The organism is Acinetobacter tianfuensis (assembly GCF_003611465.1).
In the GTDB taxonomy this organism is placed as follows: Bacteria; Pseudomonadota; Gammaproteobacteria; order Pseudomonadales; family Moraxellaceae; genus Acinetobacter; species Acinetobacter tianfuensis.
Window position 1 is genome coordinate 39,767 of sequence record NZ_RAXV01000012.1, and the last position, 20,813, is coordinate 60,579.

The 20,813-nt window shown below is 46.8% G+C and carries 19 protein-coding genes; 12 read left to right on the forward strand and 7 right to left on the reverse strand.

All coding sequences use genetic code 11. From position 1 onward, the window contains the following. Positions 1-6: 6 nt before the first annotated feature. The 10 genes from D7V32_RS07120 to ahr all read left to right on the forward strand — a co-directional run bounded on the left by D7V32_RS07120 (position 7) and on the right by ahr (position 9,305). Positions 7-2,196, forward strand: coding sequence for a polysaccharide biosynthesis tyrosine autokinase (locus D7V32_RS07120; RefSeq protein WP_120402228.1), 2,190 nt, complete (start codon positions 7-9; stop codon positions 2,194-2,196). A 264-nt stretch (positions 2,197-2,460) separates the two neighbouring features. After that, the gene (locus D7V32_RS07125) at positions 2,461-3,174 is read left to right on the forward strand and encodes an FKBP-type peptidyl-prolyl cis-trans isomerase (protein ID WP_120402196.1); all 714 of its coding nucleotides are present in this window, start codon (positions 2,461-2,463) and stop codon (positions 3,172-3,174) included. A 59-nt stretch (positions 3,175-3,233) separates the two neighbouring features. Continuing rightward, positions 3,234-3,926: an FKBP-type peptidyl-prolyl cis-trans isomerase gene (locus tag D7V32_RS07130; protein ID WP_120402229.1), complete on the forward strand. Its 693-nt coding sequence runs from the start codon at positions 3,234-3,236 to the stop codon at positions 3,924-3,926. 191 nt (positions 3,927-4,117) lie between these two features. Next, positions 4,118-4,858: a dienelactone hydrolase family protein gene (locus D7V32_RS07135; RefSeq protein ID WP_120402197.1), complete on the forward strand. Its 741-nt coding sequence runs from the start codon at positions 4,118-4,120 to the stop codon at positions 4,856-4,858. Positions 4,859-4,901: 43 nt separating this feature from the next. Continuing rightward, entirely contained in the window at positions 4,902-5,267 is a 366-nt protein-coding gene (locus D7V32_RS07140; RefSeq protein WP_120402198.1) for an HIT family protein, read from the forward strand. A gap of 495 nt (positions 5,268-5,762) precedes the next feature. Further along, complete coding sequence (mutY, locus tag D7V32_RS07145; protein ID WP_120402199.1) at positions 5,763-6,794, forward strand: A/G-specific adenine glycosylase; 1,032 nt, start codon at positions 5,763-5,765, stop codon at positions 6,792-6,794. A 62-nt stretch (positions 6,795-6,856) separates the two neighbouring features. Further along, positions 6,857-7,399 (forward strand): M23 family metallopeptidase, encoded by a 543-nt coding sequence (locus D7V32_RS07150; RefSeq protein ID WP_120402200.1) that lies wholly within the window; start codon positions 6,857-6,859, stop codon positions 7,397-7,399. A gap of 16 nt (positions 7,400-7,415) precedes the next feature. Next, positions 7,416-7,661 carry a hypothetical protein gene (locus tag D7V32_RS07155; protein WP_120402201.1) on the forward strand — a complete coding sequence of 82 codons (246 nt, stop codon included), beginning with the start codon at positions 7,416-7,418 and terminating at the stop codon, positions 7,659-7,661. Positions 7,662-7,679: 18 nt separating this feature from the next. Continuing rightward, positions 7,680-8,249, forward strand: a complete 570-nt coding sequence (locus D7V32_RS07160; protein ID WP_120402202.1) for a DNA-3-methyladenine glycosylase I — start codon at positions 7,680-7,682, stop codon at positions 8,247-8,249. Positions 8,250-8,273: 24 nt separating this feature from the next. Continuing rightward, complete coding sequence (gene ahr / locus D7V32_RS07165; RefSeq protein ID WP_120402203.1) at positions 8,274-9,305, forward strand: NADPH-dependent aldehyde reductase Ahr; 1,032 nt, start codon at positions 8,274-8,276, stop codon at positions 9,303-9,305. A gap of 43 nt (positions 9,306-9,348) precedes the next feature. Here the strand turns inward: ahr and D7V32_RS07170 are convergent, their stop codons facing one another. Next, the gene (locus tag D7V32_RS07170; protein WP_120402204.1) at positions 9,349-10,803 is read right to left on the reverse strand and encodes an aminotransferase-like domain-containing protein; all 1,455 of its coding nucleotides are present in this window, start codon (positions 10,801-10,803) and stop codon (positions 9,349-9,351) included. A gap of 110 nt (positions 10,804-10,913) precedes the next feature. Here D7V32_RS07170 and D7V32_RS07175 point away from each other — a divergent pair, with 110 nt between their 5' ends. Continuing rightward, a complete protein-coding gene (locus tag D7V32_RS07175; RefSeq protein ID WP_120402205.1) occupies positions 10,914-11,333 on the forward strand; it encodes a hypothetical protein in 420 nt (139 codons plus the stop codon). Between the two features lie 26 nt (positions 11,334-11,359). Here D7V32_RS07175 and D7V32_RS07180 read toward each other — a convergent pair whose 3' ends face one another. Further along, on the reverse strand, positions 11,360-12,004 hold the full coding sequence (locus tag D7V32_RS07180) for an START domain-containing protein (protein WP_120402206.1): 645 nt from the start codon (positions 12,002-12,004) through the stop codon (positions 11,360-11,362). A gap of 57 nt (positions 12,005-12,061) precedes the next feature. Then, positions 12,062-12,883 (reverse strand): 4-hydroxy-tetrahydrodipicolinate reductase, encoded by an 822-nt coding sequence (dapB, locus tag D7V32_RS07185; protein WP_120402207.1) that lies wholly within the window; start codon positions 12,881-12,883, stop codon positions 12,062-12,064. A gap of 210 nt (positions 12,884-13,093) precedes the next feature. Between dapB and D7V32_RS07190 the strand changes: the two genes are divergently transcribed. Further along, complete coding sequence (locus tag D7V32_RS07190; protein WP_120402208.1) at positions 13,094-14,731, forward strand: PglL family O-oligosaccharyltransferase; 1,638 nt, start codon at positions 13,094-13,096, stop codon at positions 14,729-14,731. 57 nt (positions 14,732-14,788) lie between these two features. Here D7V32_RS07190 and dnaJ read toward each other — a convergent pair whose 3' ends face one another. The 4 genes from dnaJ to D7V32_RS07210 all read right to left on the reverse strand — a co-directional run bounded on the left by dnaJ (position 14,789) and on the right by D7V32_RS07210 (position 20,762). Continuing rightward, positions 14,789-15,913, reverse strand: a complete 1,125-nt coding sequence (dnaJ, locus tag D7V32_RS07195; protein ID WP_120402209.1) for a molecular chaperone DnaJ — start codon at positions 15,911-15,913, stop codon at positions 14,789-14,791. A gap of 105 nt (positions 15,914-16,018) precedes the next feature. After that, the gene (locus tag D7V32_RS07200; protein WP_120402210.1) at positions 16,019-16,396 is read right to left on the reverse strand and encodes a hypothetical protein; all 378 of its coding nucleotides are present in this window, start codon (positions 16,394-16,396) and stop codon (positions 16,019-16,021) included. 131 nt (positions 16,397-16,527) lie between these two features. Then, positions 16,528-19,656: an efflux RND transporter permease subunit gene (locus D7V32_RS07205; RefSeq protein WP_120402211.1), complete on the reverse strand. Its 3,129-nt coding sequence runs from the start codon at positions 19,654-19,656 to the stop codon at positions 16,528-16,530. 2 nt (positions 19,657-19,658) lie between these two features. Then, the gene (locus D7V32_RS07210) at positions 19,659-20,762 is read right to left on the reverse strand and encodes an efflux RND transporter periplasmic adaptor subunit (protein ID WP_120402212.1); all 1,104 of its coding nucleotides are present in this window, start codon (positions 20,760-20,762) and stop codon (positions 19,659-19,661) included. Positions 20,763-20,813 lie beyond the last annotated feature (51 nt).

Below are 20,813 nucleotides of genomic sequence, written 5' to 3' on the forward strand. Positions count from 1 at the left end.
ACGATTATGAGCCAACAAAACACCAACACTGAAGATACCATTGACTTAAAAGAATTATTTTTTTCCCTAATTGCTCAATGGAAACTGATTGCGCTCTGCGTCATTTTAAGTTTAGTTTGCGCGCTGCTGTATTTGCGCACAACACCAGATACCTATGCGGTAGATGCCCTGGTGCAAGTTGAAGAAAGCAAGGGTGCATCGGCAGCGCTGCTCGGTGATTTGTCTTCAATGATTGATCAAAAGCAGCCTGCGCAAGCTGAAATTGAAATTCTCAAATCACGCTTAGTTTTAGGCTCAGTCATTCAAAACCTGAATTTGAATGTAAAAATTTCCGGTATGCAAGACTCCTTTACTGACCGTTTATTTGCACCGCATAATTATCAAACTGAATATTTAAAAAATGCCATCATTTTTAAAGATGATGAAAAATCTTTTGATCTGCGCCAATTTGAAGTGCCTGCCGCATATCTGGATAAAAATTTGCTGTTAAGCTTCAGCGGTTCAAAATTTACACTGACAGACAGCAAAACTGAGCTGCCTATTTTCAGCGGCGCCTTAAATCAAAATACTCAGCACAGCAGCCCTGAAGGACTGTGGAAAGTTGCGATTTACAGCAAAGACGATTTTAAAGACAGCTATATTGTTCAAAAACAGTCTATGCCTGCTGCGGTATCCAGCATTTTGGAAAATTACTCCGTTGCTGAAAAAGGTAAAATGACTGGTGTGCTCGGACTGAACTATCAAGGTCAAGATAAAGAGCACATCACCAAGGTGCTGAACTCCATTTTGGTGGCCTACAGCCAGCAAAATATTGAACGCCGCTCTGCTGAAAGTGCGCAAACCTTAAAATTCCTAGATGAACAGCTGCCAGATCTTAAAAAACAGTTAGATGTGGCAGAGCGTGAATTCAACAAATTCCGTCAGCAGTACAATACAGTCGATGTCACCAAAGAGTCTGAGCTTTACCTCACTCAAAGTGTGACATTAGAAACGCAAAAAGCGGAACTGGAACAGAAAGTAGCTGAAGCTGGCGCCAAATATACTGGTGAACACCCAGTCATGCAGCAAATGAATGCTCAGCTGTCTGCACTGAATAGTAAAATTAGCGAGCTGGAAAACACATTAAAACAGCTTCCAGATTTACAGCGCCGCTATTTGCAGCTTTTCCGCGAAGTAGAAGTAAAAACACAGCTTTATACTGCCCTGCTGAATTCATACCAGCAGCTGCGGATTGCCAAAGCTGGTGAAATTGGCAACGTGCGTATTGTCGATACTGCAGTCGCGCCAATTGAACCGATTGCGCCGAAAAAACTGCAAATTCTGATTCTTTCAATTTTCTTGGGCGGCTTCCTCGGTACATTGCTTGCATTACTGCGCAATATGATGCGTTCAGGCATCAAAGACTCTTCACAAATTGAAAATGAGCTGGACCTGCCGGTTTATGCAACTGTACCGCGTTCACCTGTACAGGAAAGCCGCATTAAACTGCTGAAAAAGAAGAAATCTATTCCCGTACTTGCCATTAAAAACAATGATGATATCGCAATTGAAAGCCTGCGCAGCATGCGCACCGCAATTCATTTTGCAATGAGCGCAGCCAAAAACAACCTGATTATGATTTCTGGCCCAGCGCCTGAAGTCGGCAAGTCATTTATTTCGACGAACTTGGCTGCGATCTTGGCGCAAAGCAATAAACGCGTATTGATTATTGATGCCGATATGCGCCGCGGCTATTTGCATAAGTATTTCAATTCAGATAATAGCGCCGGTTTGGCAGAATACCTAAACGATCAGCAAAGCCTAGAAGCTGTCATCAGCACAACCGAAATCGAAGGCCTAAGCGTGATCAGCCGCGGTAAGAGCCCGTCAAATCCATCAGAGCTGCTGAGTTCTGCAAAATTTGCAGCCATGCTTGAACAGCTTTCACCTATGTATGATCACGTCATTATTGATACACCGCCAGTATTGGCTGTGACTGACGGTATTATTATTTCTCAATTTACTGGTGTAAATTTAGTCATTGCCCGTTTTGCTAAAACGCAAATGAAAGAACTTGAGCTGACTCTTAACCGCTTTGAACAAGTTGGCGTTAAAGTCAACGGCATCATTCTGAATGATATTCAGCGCGGTACTGGCGGCTACAGTTATGGCTATAACTACTCTTATGGCTATAAAGCTTCTGCGGACAATGACTAACGAATAACTGCAGTACCCAGAAAAAAAGTCAATGCTCTGCATTGGCTTTTTTATTCTGCCTATCAGGCTGCTGCCCATCTGCAAAATGTTTGAATATTTAATTTGTATAATAAATGTTTTATACATTCAGTCTGTTATAGAATGTTCAGCATGAGATGACTATGATGAACGATCCAGTACAGGCAGCAATTACTGCACTATTGACTGGAAAAGTTTGCTAATATTTCAGCAACTTTTAGATTTAAAAATAATTTGGGAAATTTTATGAGTAAGGCTCTACCCGTTGCTGTCGCTGTTGTTCTTGGCGGTGCTGCACTTGTTCCATTATATTTTGCTGCGCAAAAACCGGCTGTACAGGCTGCAACATCCGCAACACCTGCAGCCAATGCTTCTGCTGTGTCTAAAATCAGCTACGCGCTGGGCTATGAAGTTGCACACCAAACGCCGCCAGAGCTGGATATTGACAGTTTCGTCACAGGTGTACGCGCAGGACATGCCCGCACACAGCCTGCTTATACTGAAGAAGAACTGCAGCAAGCTTATGTGCAATTCCAAAAAGATATGCAAAACAAAGAAACTGAACAAGCACAGCAAGTTCAAACCGCAAGCGATTCTTTCTTAACTGAAAATGCAAAAAAAGCAGGTGTTGTCACAACTGCTTCTGGACTGCAGTACAAAGTTACCAAAGAAGGCACGGGTAAACAGCCGAAGGCTGATTCGGTTGTCACTGTACACTACACAGGCCAGCTGGTTGACGGCAAGGTTTTTGACAGCTCGCTACAGCGCGGCGAACCAATCGAGTTTCCTCTGAATCAAGTGATTCCAGGCTGGACTGAGGGCTTGCAGCTCATGAAAGAAGGCGGTAAAGCAACACTGTATATCCCGTCTAAATTAGGTTATGGCGAACAAGGTGTTCCAGGCACAATCCCTGCCAACAGCACTTTAGTGTTCGATGTTGAACTGATTAAAGTGAAATAATACAAAATGATTCAAAGGAGAGCTTTTGCTCTCCTTCATTTATTTAGGGTTCTAAAATGATGAAAATGAAAATTGGATTATTGTGCTTAGCGCTATGCAGCGGCACAGCATTTGCTAAAGACATCAATAATAAAAGCAGTGTCAAAGAGCAAGTCGGCTACAGCTTTGGCTATTTTATGGGACGCAGCAATGCTGAATCGATTAAAGATTTAGATATTGATGCATTTGTGCAGGGTTTAAAAGCAGCATCTCAAGGCCAAGCTTCTGCATTAACCGATGAAGAAATGGCTAAAGTGCTGACTCAATATAAACGTCAAGCAGAAGCAAAACAGCTGATTGAACTGAAAGAAAAAGCGGACAAAAATGCTCAGATCGGGACAGCTTTTTTAGCTGAAAATGCAAAAAAAGAAGGCATTAAAGTTACGAAATCAGGTCTGCAGTACCATGTATTAAAAGAAGGATCCGGCAAGAGTCCAAAAGCCAATTCAAACGTCACGGTACATTATGAAGGCCGTTTAATTGACGGTACGGTATTTGACAGTTCAATTGCCCGCAACCAGCCCGCAACATTCCAAACAGCCCAAGTGATTCAAGGCTGGACTGAAGGCCTGCAATTAATGAAAGAAGGCGCAAAATACCGCTTCTTCATTCCAGCCAATCTTGGCTATGGCCAAATTGGCTCTGGCGATGTGATTGAGCCAAACAGTACATTGATTTTTGATGTTGAACTGCTCAGCGTCAATCCTAAATAATTCATTACAATTTCAGCAGTGCGCTTTGACTGAAGCGTACTGTCTCCAGCTCTCTGATATTGCACATTTCCCAGTATCTCAATCTAAATTCACCGCATAACAATACATTGCACTTTACGCATTTATCATAAATAAATCATATTTTTATGCTTTAATCTTTTAAAACCGAAATGAAACAAGGACTGAACTTCATGGCCCTCAAAATCAAAACACGTGAAATTGAATATAGCGCGGCAGACGGCGTTCAGCTGATTGGCTATTTAGCTGCACCTGAAACAGAGCAGCCTGTCGCAGGAATATTGGTTGCGCCTGAATGGTGGGGACGCAATGAATATTCAGAACAGCGCGCACGTGAATTGGCCGAACATGGTTATGCAGCTTTAGCCATTGATATGTACGGCGATAAAAAATCAACTATTGAGGCCAGCCAAGCATCTGAGTGGATGATGCAGACCTTTGCAGCGCCAAACACCATTGTTGACCGCGCCGCGGCTGCCTTAGCAGCGCTGAATGCGCAGCCGGAAGTCAATCGCGCTTCAGCAGCGGCGATCGGTTTCTGTTACGGCGGCAAAGTAGCTTTAGATTTAGCGCGTTCTGGCGCAGACTTAAAAGCCGTAGCAACATTCCACGCCAATTTGTCAGCGCAAACGCCTGCACAAGCAGGTCAAGTCAAAGCAGAACTTTTAGTCCTGCACGGTGAAAAAGACAGTATGGTCACACTGGATGATGTCGCGCAATTTAAAGCAGAAATGTTTGCGGCTGGCGTAGAACATGAAGTCATTGTATTTGAAGATGCCAAACATGGCTTCAGTAACCCTCAAGCAGATGAACGCGCCAAAGCCAATGGTGTCGATTTAGCCTATAGCGCATCTGCAGAACAGCAAAGTTTAGAAGCAATGTACGAATTATTAGACCGTCAGCTAGGCAAGTAAGCGCCAAGCAAACAGCCTGAAGTACAAAAAAAAGGAGAAAATAATGAGTGAATTGAACTGCCCATATTGCAGCATTGATGATTATGACCTAATTGCAAAAAATGAATTCGGCGCGGTGCTGCCTGAACCTAAAAGTTTATCTAAAGGCCACAGCGTGATTGTGCCTTTGCGCCATGTCAGCTCGTTCTTTGAAATTACAGATAAAGAGCGCAAAAGCCTGATGTCGCTTTTAGAGCAGGCACGCAATGAGCTGAATATCATCCATCAGCCAGCCGGTTTTCATATCGGCTTTAATGACGGCAAGGCTTTTGGTTCAGCAGCTGAACATTTGCATATCCACATTATTCCTTATTATGAAAACCAAGATTTAGCGCTGGATCAGCGCTGGGGCAAGGCGGCGCAGCTTTAATACAGCTTCACGGCTAAGAGTACTGCTGTCCCAGAGTTTATTAGGATATGCGGGTACGGCAGGGATGCCTTACGCTCCCCAGCACAGCAGAAAGTTGTGTATGGGGAACAAAGGCTTTGGGTTACTTTTGGCCTATCAAAAGTAACCGCTTGCCTACACAAATCGTTGTGGGGTGTATTAAAAAAATAGGCCGATGAAACATTTTGAGCTAAAATTAAGAAATTCTAAAGCAGATGAATTATCAAAGAACCATCAGAATACATTTACACGGGTATGACAGAAGGCGAACAAGCCAGTTAGAGAACTAATATATTGATTTTAAACAATATTTATAGAAAATAATTATATCACTGACCATAGGATTATGGGGCTGCAGTGCCTGTTTAAACCTTTATTTTTTTAAATACTGTACATAAAAAATTGACACTAAATCTCTGTCTATCAAATTTGAATAGTCTACAATAAAGCGCGTTTTTCATTGTGCTGAATATATTCATGTCTTTTAAATTTTCAGATGCTTTGCTGGCTTGGTTTGATGTTCATGGGCGCCATGATCTGCCTTGGCAAGTTGCCGATGATCCATACAAAGTCTGGGTTTCTGAAATCATGCTGCAGCAAACACAAGTCAAAACAGTGCTGCAGTATTTTGAGCGTTTTATTCAGCGCTTCCCAACAGTACAGGATTTAGGCACTGCCAGCTGGGATGATGTCGCGCCCTATTGGGCGGGTCTTGGCTACTATGCCCGTGCGCGCAATCTGCATAAAGCCGCAGGCATCGTTGCACAGCAAGGCAATTTTCCAAAAAACTTAGATGAATGGCAAGCCCTTCCCGGCATAGGCCCATCGACCGCTGGCGCTTTGATGTCATTAGGCTTGCGTCAATATGGCGTCATTATGGATGGCAACGTCAAACGGGTACTGTCACGCTTCTGCGCCATCGAAGATGATTTATCTAAACCTGTACATGAACGCGCCATGTGGCAGCTGGCGGCAGAGCTGTGCCCTGCTGAACGCAACCATGACTACACCCAAGCCATTATGGATTTAGGCGCAACGGTCTGTACGCCTAAAAAGCCGCTTTGCCTGTATTGTCCAATGCAGCAGCACTGCAAAGCGCATGCCCAAGGTCTAGAAACCGAACTGCCATATAAAAAACCGAAAAAGCCTGTTCCCGTCAGAGAAGCTCAAGTCATGCTGATTCAGTCTGCTGGTGAATGGCTGTGGCTGCAGCGTCCGAACAGCGGTCTATGGGGCGGCCTCTGGTGCCTGCCTATTTTTGAACAGCCGCATGAATTTCAGCAGCAAAGCCAACAGCTGGGGCTGAAACAAATAACTGCACGCGTACAAATTTCTCATAGCTTCACACATTTCACGTGGCTGCTGGATGCGGCAGTATTTACCATGCCTGAAGATCAAAAAGAACATTTGGCTATTGAGTTGAATGCGCAATGGTTTAACCCAGAACAGGCTATTGCGCTCGGTATTCCAACTGCAATGAAAAAATTGATCTCAGCTATCAATCTATGACATAGTCAGAAGGCTGTACATTAAGTGCAGTTCATGACCTAAAGCATAAAGAGGAAGAATACGTGCTGCGCTGGATTGCATTTGCTGTTTTAACTGCTCAACTGCTTTGGCTTGCTGCCTGTACCAGCACACCGCCAGCCCCCTCCAAACCTGTATTGCCGCAGGCACAGGTGCAAAAACTGCAAAGCATGCGCCTGCCCAGTCAACTGCCGATACCTGTACAAGGTATTAAAAATAAAGCGCTGACCGACACTTGGGGCGCATCCCGCAGCAGCGGACGTACCCATGAAGGCATTGACATTCTTGCTCCACGTGGAACAAAAGTATTCAGCGCCACAGACGGCCTGATTGCCGACTTACGCAATAACAAATTGGGTGGTAAAGTGATCTGGGTGATGGGCCCAGGCGGTTCATGGCATTATTATGCGCATTTAGATGATCATAAGCGCGGTCTAAAAACTGGCGACTATGTGAAAAAAGGCGATCTCCTTGGCTATGTAGGCAATACTGGAAATGCCCGCCATACCGCGCCGCACTTACATTATGGCCTGTACTTGAACGGTAAAGGCCGCGGTGCAGTCAATCCCTACCCTTATTTACGTTAATTATCAGGAAATATTCATGTCAGAAGCACTGATCAGCCGCCTTGTTGAATTTGCAGAATCAGGAAATCAGCAAAAAATTACATTGGCTGGACAAACACATCAAGGCTGGATCATGGAAATTACTGAAGAAGCGCTGCTGATCAGCACAGGCTATGCAGACAAAGTCGGTAAAGATGTCTGGATTCAGTTTGCAGATTTAGATCAAGCTGAACTGCAATACTGGGACAATAAGCATGACCAATGGACCATCTTTAAAATTTAATGAAAAGGAGCATTCAACATGACCACACAACGCTGTGCTTGGTGCTCCGAAGATCCTTTATATATTGCCTATCACGATACTGAATGGGGCAAGCCCAGTTTTGATGAACAGCATCTCTTTGAAATGCTGTGCCTTGAAGGACAGCAAGCTGGGCTCTCTTGGATCACTGTGCTGAAAAAACGCGCGGGCTATCAGCAGCATTTTTTTCACTATCCAATTGCCCAAATCGCCGCCTTAAGTGATTTGGAATTAGAAGAAAAATTACAAGATTCAGGCTTAATCCGCCATCTGGGCAAACTCACTGCGATTCGCGAAAATGCCAAGGCATGGCAGCGGTTAAAAACGCAAGGGATTCATCCCGTGGAATTTCTTTGGAGTTTTGTCCAAGGTCAAATTTCCAACAATGATGTTGCTGAATACCGTACCGCCCCTGCACAAACAGCTCAAAGTCAAGCGATGTCCAAAGCATTAAAGAAACATGGTTTTAAATTTGTCGGCCCGACAACATGCTATGCACTGATGCAAGCCATCGGCATGGTCAATGATCATGAAAATCACTGTGACTTTAAACATACACAAGCAGAATGACATATAAAACATGAGGATAAAATAATGAATGACAACACAATTCACGCTTATGCCGCAATGAGCAGCGGTGAAGCGCTTGTTCCCTACCAATTTGATGCCGGTGAATTGCAAGCGCATCAGGTAGAGGTCAAAGTAGAATACTGCGGCTTATGTCATTCTGACTTATCCATTATTAATAATGACTGGAAATCATCAGTCTATCCAGTCATAGCAGGCCATGAAATTATCGGCACCATCACTCAATTAGGCAGTGAAGCCAAGGGGCTGAAAGTTGGACAGCGTGTCGGCATCGGCTGGACAGCAGAAAGCTGCCAGCACTGTGACCCGTGCATCGATGGCCGTCAGGTACAATGCACAGGCGGTAAAACTGCAACAATCGTGGGCCATGCAGGCGGTTTTGCAGATAAAGTCCGTGCTGGCTGGCAATGGATCATCCCGCTGCCGGATGATCTGGACGCCGAAAGTGCAGGACCGCTGCTGTGCGGCGGCATCACCGTTTTTGATCCAATTCTGCAGCACCAAATTCAGGCGATTCACCATGTCGGCGTGATTGGGATTGGCGGCCTTGGTCATATTGCCATTAAGCTGCTAAAAGCATGGGGCTGTGAAATTACCGCCTTTACCGCCAGTCCAGATAAAACGGAAGAACTGAAAGCTATGGGTGCAGACCATGTGGTGAATAGCCGTGATGATGCAGCGCTGAAAGCGCAGCGCGCTAAGTTCGATCTGCTGCTATGCACAGTAAATGTCAGCATGAACTGGCAAAATTACTTAAATACACTCGCTCCAAATGGCAGCCTGCATATGCTGGGTTTACCGCTTGAACCTATGCCAATTGCTGCAGGCTCACTCATCAGCGGTGCAAAATCTGTTACTGGCTCGTCTACTGGCTCTCCTGCTGCGCTGCGCCAGTTGCTGAAGTTTGCTGCCCGAAAAAATATTGCGCCGCAAGTTGAAGTCTATCCCATGTCAAAAATCAATGACGCGATTGAACGCCTGCATTCAGGCCAAGCCCGCTACCGCATTGTACTGAAGGCTGATTTTTCAGCTGAATGATTCAGTATTAAAGTCTGCTTTGTGCAGGCTTTTTTAACCGCGTTCAGATTTTCAAACATGATACGCGCTTTGCTTCAGCACATTGCCTGCGCACCCAGTTTGCCAGCAGCCTAATCGCTTGCCGAATGTCATCGGACATTTCATGCCCTGCATTGAGACGGATGCAGCTGTTGTAGCGCTGTTCCCCGCCAAACAAAAGCCCTGGCACAATATTGATGCCATGCTGCTGCGCGTAAATATACATTTCCCAGCTATTAATCTGTTTGGGCAGCTGCAGCCACAAAGCATAGCTGCCCTGCGGATGATTCAAGCCTATTTCAACCCCCTCAAAACATTCAGCGATAAACTGACGGTACTGCTCCACCTGCTGCTGCAGTTTTCGGCGCAGCGGCTGTAAATGCTGACGGTACGCCCTGCTGTAAATTAAGTCTGCCAATCCCAGCTGTAAGGGTGTATTCACAGCAACATGCTGGGTCAGCACCAAGGCATGCAAATGCTGCAGACGCTGCGGCAAACAAAACCAGCCTACCCGATAAGAAGGAGACAGAACCTTAGATACTGAGCCGCAATAAATCACATAACCCTGCCGATCCCAATATTGCATGGGCAGCGGGCGCTGTGCCTGAAAACCGCATTCAGCATAAATATCATCCTCAATAATCAAGCATTGATATTTTTCCGCAAGGCGCACAATTTGCTCTTTTTCCTCATTGCTCAGACAAAAGCCTAAAGGATTTTGAAAATTAGCTGTCAGCAAACATGCTTTCGCGCCCGAATCTCGCATTGCCTGCTCGAGACGCTGTAAATCAAAACCTGACGTATCTGCTGGAATCTCGACAATTTTTCGTTTAAGCAGCGCCAGCAGCTGCAGCTGACCATTATAGTTTGGCGTGGGCACAATGATACTGTCCCCTGCCTGCGTGATGCTTTGAATCACCATAGACAGGGCTGGCATACAGCCGTTGCTGATATAAATTTGATCAGGCGCGATATAAAAGCCATCTTCTGCCCAATGGTTCGACAGCGCTTCGCGCAGCGTGATATGGCCTTGCCGGTCACTATACAAAAAGTCTTCAGGCTTGCTGTGCTTCAGCGCCCGCTGAATCGAACGGCGCAGCGCATCAACAGGCACTAAATTTGGAGAAAGCTGAATCGAACCGAGATGAATCAATTTACTGTCAATCGCGGCCTGCTGAATTTGAATCTGCAGCTCCAAATGCGATACCTCCCGCACATTGGGCTGGAAATCTGGGTGTAAAGGCAGGGCAATAGCATTTTGAGCGCCTAAAGGCTGCTGCACATAAAATCCTGCTTTATCACGTGCATAAATTAAACCCTGCGCTTCCAGCAATTCATAACAGCGTTTCGCCGTGTTTAAGCTGATCTGATGCTGCTGTGAAAATTGACGCAGCGCATACAGACGCTGCCCTGCAGCTAATTCACCGCTGTAAATTTTCTGTGCCAGCTGCTGCGCAAGCTGTTGATATTGAAATGCCATCTGTACCCTTTTTTTAATATTTCTTGTATCTGTATCCATTAAGTTAACAGATTTATGCTGACTGCATCAGATTTTTAAGTGTCATACCAAAAAAAGGGGGGAAAATAGATATGAAAAACAGTAATCCGCTTAAAGCCATTCTAGCCGTTATTGGCGCATTAGCGCTCACAGCCTGCCAGCCCGAACAGCAGACGCAGGCCAATAATCAGCAAAATTTTGTCTGCAAATCTTTAATTCACGGATTTTTGAGCGCACAGAAACTGACGCAATATGAACTGGAACAAATCCAGCCAGTTACTGCCAGCGGATTCAGTCAGAAGCTGTATATATACAAGGCCAGATCAGATACAGGCATCAATGTCATGCCGCAGCAGACTAAACTGCGTTTTGCCTGTGAGCAAATGACAGCGCGGAAATTCCAAATCAAACTGCGGCAGGCACAAGGGCCAGAGTATCCCTTACTCAGCGTTGAGCTGCCTGAAACGCAGCAGATGCAGCAGCTGACCGCATATCATCTTTCAGCAGACTAAAGCGGCTCATCGTGGCTCAGACGCTTTTATTTTAAAATATCAGGAAGCGCCGCCGCGGCTTTAGGTTTCGACAGCTCAGCTTTCATTTTTCGCAGCATTTGATAAGGCTGCTGCTGCACAAACATGTTCGCTGCCGAAAGCGGAATAGAGCCCTCAGGGTTGGCATAGCCATAAGTTGAGACTTTGACTTTCTGCGGGCCAAGTTTTTGAAAGGACCAATCACCTTCATAATTGGTCAAGCGGACATACTCTTTATTTAGCGGATAACCTTTTTTAAGCGCTTTATTTTGAATGCTGATAATACCTTGAGCATCTTTGCTCATCTTTCCTTGCACCACTAAATCGCGGTCTTTTAAAGGGAAAGGAAAATCTAAAACCATGTACAGCTGAAATTCACCTTTTTTAGGGTCACGTGACAGCACTTTCATGCTGCCTAAAAACGGCACCCATTTCACAGCATGATCGACATCTAAAATCAGCGACACTGCCTGTTCAATTGGCACATTAAGCGTGGTTTCCGCCTTATACATCATGATCGGATTTTCGCTGTCCTGATAAGTCCAGACCTTAATGTTGTTTTTATTAATACTCAGCTTGGCATCGGCTGCCGGCGAGGCCTGCACTGCGCTGCAAAACAGCGCAGCGCAAGCCGTCAAAATCAATTTCTTCATTCCAATTTATCGTCTTTTTTTAATTTTGTTTATTTTATAACGGAATTTTAAAACGATTTATACTTGAATATCGTTAAATCCAAGCACGTCTTTCATATCGTATTTACGCGCATCACGGCCGACAACCCAAGCTGCAGCACGCACCGCGCCAGATGCGAAGTTCATGCGGTTAGTCGCTTTATGCGTAATTTCAACACGCTCACCGTCCGCAATAAACATTGCTGTATGTTCACCGACAATGTCACCGCCGCGGATGGTTTGGAAACCAATGCTTTTACGTTCACGCGGGCCAGTATGACCTTCACGGCAATAAACAGCATCTTCTTTCAAATCGCGGCCAAGCGTGCCTGCAATCGCTTCACCCCACATCAGCGCAGTACCGGACGGCGCATCAACTTTATGGCGATGATGCGCTTCAATCACTTCGATATCAACCGTATCGCCAAATACTTTTGAAGCCAGTTCAAGCAGTTTGATTGAAACATTCACGCCTACAGAATAGTTGGCCGCATAAACCACAGGCGTTTGAGCAGCAGATTCATCTAAAAATGCTTTTTGCTCATCATTCATGCCCGTTGTGCCAATGACAATCGCTACACCATGTTCACGGCAAATTTTTAAATGATTTACGGTCGCTGCTGGCGCAGTGAAGTCAATGACCACATCACAGTCTTGAGTCACGGCTTCCAGACTTCCGACAACTTTCACGCCATTGCCGCCAATACCAGCAAGTTCGCCTGCATCTGCACCCAGCAATGTACTTTCTGGACGTTCTACCGCAGCAGCAAGCTTAAACCCTGCCTGATCAACCGCTTGAATTAAAATGCGTCCCATACGGCCGCCAGCGCCTAAAATACCAATGCGTGGGTTTGCTGACATAATGCGTTTCTCATGCTGTTTCAAAATTGCCCTTACTATAGCAAAACTCCTGCGTTTGGCTAAGTTTAATGCAAAAAAATCCCCCGAAATTTTACTGCTGATTTACAGCTTCCGCTGGATCACATCGCCACCTTAATCCGCATGGCCGCACCTGATTTTTGCCCGTATTTCGATGTATCATAGGCGGGTTTTATTTATACTGAATCGAGCATGAAAAACATTTTGTTTATCGGTGCTGCAATCTGCCTGTTCTTATCATGGCTCATGCCAGTGCATTACCGCCCATGGGTCACCTACACTGGTGAACTGTATGCCTTTATCGCATTGGTTCTGCTTATGGCTGCCAGCTTAAAAGAAAAGCTGCTGGTGCCGAAAATCGCCCTGCCTTTTTTCGCCCTTTCAGTGCTGCCTTTGCTGCATTTTACCTTTGGGCATGTGTATTACTTCAGCATTGCTCTGCTGGGCTTTTTATATGTAGGCGGATTTTGCCTAGCGCTCGTACTGGGCTTTAGCCTGTCACAAGGCGAACAGCGCAGAACTGCGGTGTTTAGCGCACTCAGTTATACCTTTTTAATTTCTGGTGTTGCTACAGGCTTAATTGCCATTTGCCAAGCGCTGAATTTCGATGAGCCGCTGAATGCCATCATGATGAATATCAGCGGGTCAACGCGCCCGTTTGCCAACTTTGCTCAGCCAAATTTGATGGCGACGTTTTTGCTGATGGCGCTGATGGCAACGCTGTATTTATATGAGAAAAAAGCGCTGGCGACAAAATGGCTGGTGCTGTGCGCGCTGCCGATTTTAATTGGCGTGGTGCTGAGCCAGTCACGCACCTCTTGGGTTGCCAGTATCAGCATCTTGCTTTATCTCGCTTATCAGCAGTTCCGTCATCAAGTGCGTTTGCGCTGGTTTTACAGCCTCGCTTGGTTCAGTTTATTTGCCGGCATGATTATGCTGATGCCGCATTTCACGCAAATGCTGGCAGAAAGCTCCAGCATGGAAGTGCTGAAAAGCCGCGACTTGGCGCAGCGCGCTGGCGGCGATATGTCACGCTTAGCCATTTGGCAGCAAATGCTGCATGCCGTGGCGGCACAGCCGTGGTTCGGCTATGGCTGGTATCAAAGCAGCACTGCTTTTGTCAGCGTTTCAGAATTTCATCAAGGCCCTGTTTGGATCCGCAGCGCACATAACTTTATGCTGGATTTCCTGCTGTGGAACGGCGCTGCCGTTGCTGTTCCTTTTTTTGCCTACCTCAATTACTGGCTGATCCAGCTGCACCGTCAGGTCAACTCAGCTGAGTCTGTGATTGGCATGCTCATGCTTGGCGCATTTGCCGTACATGCCCTGCTCGAATTTCCGCAGAATTATGCCTTCTTCCTTCTGCCCGTTGGCTTCATTTTAGGCACACTGCAAGCGCAGAATATCAAAACCAAAGTGCTGGCATTGCCTGCGCTCAGCAACACGCTGATCTTGGCTTTTGCAGTCTTCATGCTGGCATTGGTATACCGCGATTACGACACGGTTGTGCCTAAATTGGGCAATGTTTATAAGTATGAAAATACGCCTGAAAAAATCACCAACTTTGACCGTATTTATGTCCTGACTGAATTGGATCAGCGCATTAATTTTATCATGATGAATCCGACTCACCCTGCTACGCCAGAGCAGATTGAGCTGGCTGGTCAAATGGCGCGCAGCTATCCGACCCGCTACCATATTATTAAATATGCAAAAATGCTGGCCAATAACGGCTATGAAGCAGAAGCTAGACATCAGCTGAAACTGCTGAAAATTATTCAAAAAATGGATCTTGAATATGACAGCCTGCTGCAAAAACCAGCCAGCTGATCACTCTGTTCACGCATAAAAAAAGCGCCAGAAGGCGCTTTTTTTATGCACTGACGCTTAGTCAAATAAACGGTCAAAGAATGATTTTTTCTTTGGAGAAGATTTAGAACCTTCCTCACCTTCCATCGTCGCTTGCAGCTCTTTGAGCAGCTCACGCTGGCGTGAAGTCAAGTTCACAGGTGTTTCTACCACAATACGGCAAAGTAAATCACCCTGCATGCTGGTGCGCACAGGTTTTACACCTTTGCCGCGTAAACGGAACATTTTACCTGTTTGCGTACCTTCCGGCACTTTTAGGCTGACACGTCCATCCAGAGTCGGAATTTCAATTTCTTTACCTAAAGCTGCATCGGCAATGCTGACCGGCACATCCATATACAGATCTGCGCCGTCACGCTGGAACACTTCATGTTCACGCACGACAACTTCTACGTACAAATCACCAGATTGGCCGTCACGAATCGCTTCGCCTTTGCCGCTCAAGCGTACGCGGTCGCCATTGTCCACGCCTGCAGGAATGGTAACCTCAAGCGTTTGCTGACGGTCTGCCACGCCAGAACCATGGCATGATTTACATGGATTCTTAATAATTTTACCTTGACCGCGGCAAGTGCTGCAGGTTTGCTGTACAGAGAAGAAACCTTGCTGCATGCGGACTTGGCCTGCGCCATGACAGGTTTTACAGGTTTCCACGTCGTTCGGGTTCTGCGAACCTTTACCGCCGCACGGCTCACATGGCGCTGGCGCAGTAAAAGTAATGGTTTTCTTAATCCCTTTTACCGCTTCTTCAAGCGTAAGCTCCATGACATAACGCAAGTCTGAACCGCGTCGCGCGCGCTGCTGGCCGCCACGTCCGCCGCCGCCGCCGAATGCGCCGCCAAAAATGTCGCCGAACTGGCTGAAAATGTCTTCTGCGCTGAAGCCGCCAAAACCGCCGCCTCCGCCGCCCATGCCGCCTTCAAAGGCCTGATGCCCCATACGGTCATACATGCTGCGTTTTTCACTGTCTGAAAGCACTTCATACGCTTCAGCAGCTTCTTTAAACTTTTCTTCTGCTTCAGGATTGTCTGGGTTGCGGTCAGGGTGATACTTCATCGCCAACTTACGGTAGGCTTTTTTAATCTCATCATCACCTGCGGTTTTAGAAACGCCTAAAACCTCATAATAATCACGTTTAGCCATGTCTGGCGATGCTCCTCACGGAATTTATTTAATACTGGTCTGTGGTCTGAAATTGGGGAATCAAACCATTTTTCAAGGGTAAACTGTGAAAAAAATATAAAGCGCTTAGAAAACTGCTTTATTTTTAAAGAACTTGGATAGGCCTTTGATCCATGCATTGAGTAAATATAAAAATGCGACAGCTGAAAAAACCACACCTGCAACGCTGCAGCCTGTGACCCAAAGCGCGCTTTCCCAATGAAAGAAAAATAGAGGCGTAAACCAAAGCGCAGCGAAGAGCGCCAAAATAGTAAAAATAACAATGCTGCGCATGACCCAAAATGCCTGCGCCTGAAGCCATACTTCAGCAGAGTCTGCCTGTATCACTTTACGCGCCAGCAAATAGGCGATCAGGCCGCTCACGACCGTAAACAAGGCAATAAACATGAAGACATAAGAAATCGCAACGTAGCGCCGATACTTGATCAGTTTATCTGTCGTCATGTCTGATTGAACCCCGTACACTGCCCTGTGAACCTTTACCTGAACAGCGTTTGACTTATTAAAATTTGCAGCAAAGATGTAGGTGCTACTATATTGAAAAATTCAGCAATTCGCACCCACTTTTACATTTTCTATAGACTTTTTTTCACCTTAAACCACTGTGCATACAGCGCCGGCAAGAAAAACAGCGTTAATAGCGTCGCCACAATTAATCCGCCCATAATCGCGACCGCCATCGGCCCGAAGAAAATACTGCGTGACAGCGGAATCATCGCCAACACAGCAGCCAGCGCTGTCAGCACAATTGGACGGCAGCGGCGTACTGTGGCTTCAATAATCGCGGTCCATGGATCGTATCCTGCCTGTATATCCTGCTCAATTTGATCAATTAAAATGAGGGAATTGCGCATAATCATGCCAGACAGCGCAATCGTGCCCAGCATTGCGACAAAACCAAAAGGCTTATTAAACAGCAGCAGGAACAGCACCACACCAATAATCCCTAAAGGCGCAGTTAAAAATACAATTAAGGTACGAGAAATGCTTTTCAGCTGAATCATCAGCAGTGTCAGCACCACCGCAAGGAACATTGGCATGCCTGCATTCACCGAAGACTGGCCGCGGGCAGATTCTTCCACCGTACCGCCAACTTCCAGCAAATAACCAATCGGCAGCTGCTCACGCAGTTCAGCCAATGGCGCTTTCAGCTCATTCACCACAGTTGCCGGCTGTAAATTCGTGCGAATATCCGCACGCACCGTAATAGTCGGCAAACGGTTGCGGTGCCAAATTAAGCCATCTTCAAAGCCATATTCAATTTTGGCAATTTGAGCCAGCGGAACAGTACCGCCTGCAGCTGTAGGAACGGCCAAACTACTGAGTGAGCCCACATCCACACGATCGGCTTCATCGCCGCGCATACGGATTTCAATCAGCTCACGCTTTTCACGGAACTGGTTGACCGAAGCGCCGCTGATCGCGCTGCTGAGGAAGTTGGATACATCTAAACTGCTCACGCCCATTTGACGCGCACGGTCTTGATCAATCTCGAGTTTAATGACCTTGCTCGGCTCGCCAGAATCCAAATGCACATTGGTTGAATGTGGATTCTCACTCACTTCAGCCGCGACTTTTTGCGCCCACTCCCGTACTAAGCCTAAATCTTCACCAGAAACACGGAACTGCAGCGGATAACCGACAGGCGGGCCATTTTCCAGTAAGGCGACACGGGTACGCGCTTCAGGAAGCAATAAACGGATCTGTTCACTTAAATTACGGCGGATTTCATCGCGGTCATCCAAAGACGATGCCAGCACAACAAACTGCGCAAAACTGGTTTGCGGCAGCTGCTGATCCAGCGGCAAGTAGAAACGCGGCGAACCCGTTCCGACATAAGCGACAAAGTTATCTATCCCTTCTTGCTTCGACAGAAAGTTTTCGACTTTACGTACCGCAGCCTCAGTTGCCTTTAAAGATGCACCCTCTTCCAGCTTAATATCGACCATAATTTCTGCACGGTTAGACGGCGGGAAAAACTGCTGCGGCACCAGCTTAAACATCATCACAGACATGACAAATATCGCTGCTGTAGCGGCAATCACCGTCTTGCGGTAGGTCACACAGGTATCGACCCACTTTTTAAAACTCAAGTAGAACTTAGTTTGATAAGGGTCATGATGCTCACCTGCATGATGCACCACAGGCGCAGGCGCGGGCTGTTTACGAATACGTGCCCATAAGCGCGCATACCAGGGCGCTTTATGCACAGAATCTTTGTTGAAATCCGGCAGCAGCTTATCGCCCAAATACGGCACAAACAGCACGGCTGCAAACCACGATACAATCAGCGCGATGGTCACCACTTGGAAAATTGAGCGGGTATACTCACCAGTACTTGAAGCCGCTGTAGCAATCGGCAAAAAGCCAGCTGCGGTAATTAAAGTACCAGTCAGCATTGGGAATGCTGTGGTTCGCCATGCATGCCCTGCAGCCTGCAGCCGGCTGAAGCCCTGCTCCATCTTAATAGCCATCATTTCAACCGCAATAATGGCGTCATCCACCAGCAAGCCCAGCGCCAAGATCAACGCGCCCAATGAAATTTTATGCAGCCCGACATCCAGCATATTCATGCCGGCAAAGGTCATTGCCAGCACCAGCGGTATAGAAAATGCAACGACTAAGCCTGTACGGAAACCCAGTGAGAAGAAACTGACCAGCAGTACAATAATGACCGCTTCTGCCAGTACTTTCATAAACTCATTGACACTGCGTTTAACCGCCACTGGCTGGTCTGAGACTTTTTGCAGCTGCATGCCCAAAGGCAGCGATTTTTGCAATTTGGCAAATTCAGTTTCTAAGTTTTTTCCCAGCGCTAAAATGTCGCCGCCTTTATGCATAGACACAGCTAAGCCAATGCCATTTTCGCCCATAAAACGCATACGCGGCTGCGCAGGATCACTGAAACCGCGGTAAATATCGGCAACATCCCCCAGCTGAATAGTCTTGCCGTTGACCAGCAGCGGCATCTGCTGCAGTTCCTCAACGGTCTGTAAATTGCCGCTGGCGCGGACTTGAATGCGGTCTGAACCGGTTTCAAAAAAACCTGCACTGGCAACCGTATTCTGCTGCTGCAGCGCCTGCTGAATTGCAGATACTGGAACACCCAGCTGAGCCGCTTTGGTATTGGACATTTCTATCCAAATTTTTTGGTCCTGCAAGCCGATTAAATCGACTTTACTGACATCTTTCACCCGCTGTAACTGCAGCTGCAAACGGTCGGCATATTCTTTCATCACGGCATAGTCAAAATCTTTGCCGCTCAGTACATAAATATTGCCGAAGGTATCGCCGAATTCGTCATTGAAAAATGGGCCCTGCACACCGCTTGGCAGCTGATGGCGGATGTCATTGACTTTTTTGCGCACGCTATACCAGACGTCTGGAATATCCTTGGAACGCAAAGAGTCCTTCGCAATAAAGGTCACCAAGGATTCACCCGGACGTGAATATGCCATGATGCGCTCATAACTGCCCGTGGTCATCAGCTCTTTTTCAATCCGGTCCGTGACCTGAAGCGAGACTTCTTTTGCTGTTGCGCCCGGCCAATAGGTCTGTATCACCATCACTTTAAAGGTAAATGGCGGATCTTCGCTTTGCGCAAGTTTTGAATAGGAAAAAATGCCGACAATGCCGAGCAGCAGCATAAAATACAGGACTAAGCCTTTATTTTTCAGTGCCCATTCTGAGAGGTTAAAGTTCATCTTCAGCCTCCAGCAGGAATTTTCACTGGACGGTTTTCACGGTCAATCGGACGAATTTTTTGCCCATCCCGCAGCAAATGCACACCCGCAACCACCACATAGTCTGAAGCCTTTAAACCGCTGAGCACGGGTACGCTGTCACGGCCATACTCTCCCAAAACGACTGGGGTTTTATGCACCGCAGCATCGGCTTTCACTGTCAGCACATAGGCTTGCTGGCCTTGCGCAGACACGCTGGATAAAGGCACATTCAGCTTATTGCTGTTGGCACTGTGTAAAAATACCCGTGCGCTTTGCCCCAGCTGAAAGACACCTGCGCCCTCACGCAGCGCAACCTTCACTTGGTAAGTACGCGACTGATCTGCTGCTGGTGAAATTTCACGAACGTAACCTGCAAACTGCTCCTCAGGTTTCGACCATAAAGTCACTTGAGCAGGCTGATTCACTTTAATGCTGGCAATGGCTTGCTCCGGCACCCCAATCACCACTTCACGCTCGCCTTCAATGGCCAGCTGGTATGCGGACTGACCTGCGGAGATGACCTGGCCTGCTTCAATATTGCGCTCTGTAATCACGCCATTTTTTGCAGCCGTCAGCTGGTTATATTGGGTCTGGTTAATACTGGTTTCATAATTGGACTGCGCTTGCTTTAAACTCGACATCGCAGCTTTATATTGATTTTCCACCGCATCGTACTGTGAACGGCTGACAGCATTGATTGGCAGCAATTGCTGAAAACGCTTTAATTCATCTGAAGCAATTTTGGCTGCCGACTGCGCGCTGTCCAGCTGAGCACGGGCTGCATTTTTTTGCAGTTCAGCATCCTGCACATCTAAGCGCGCCAATACCTGCCCTGCCCGCACACGGTCACCCACTTCAGCAAAGCGTTCAGTCACTTGCCCAGCAACCCGAAATGCCAATGCGGTCTGCTGCCGAGCCTGCACTTCACCGGCATAGCTTTTCTGATCTAGATGAGCAGCGCCCGGCTGCGTCACCATGACAATTGGAACTTCTTGTTCTGCAGGCGCTTTATCTTTGCTGCAGCCCCATAAAACAACACTGCAGGCGATGACCATGCCCAGTACGGAGGTATTTATCGTGCTCATGAATTTCGCTCTTATCTAAACCAGTTTTTTAAGGCAAAATGCCAGTCTCAA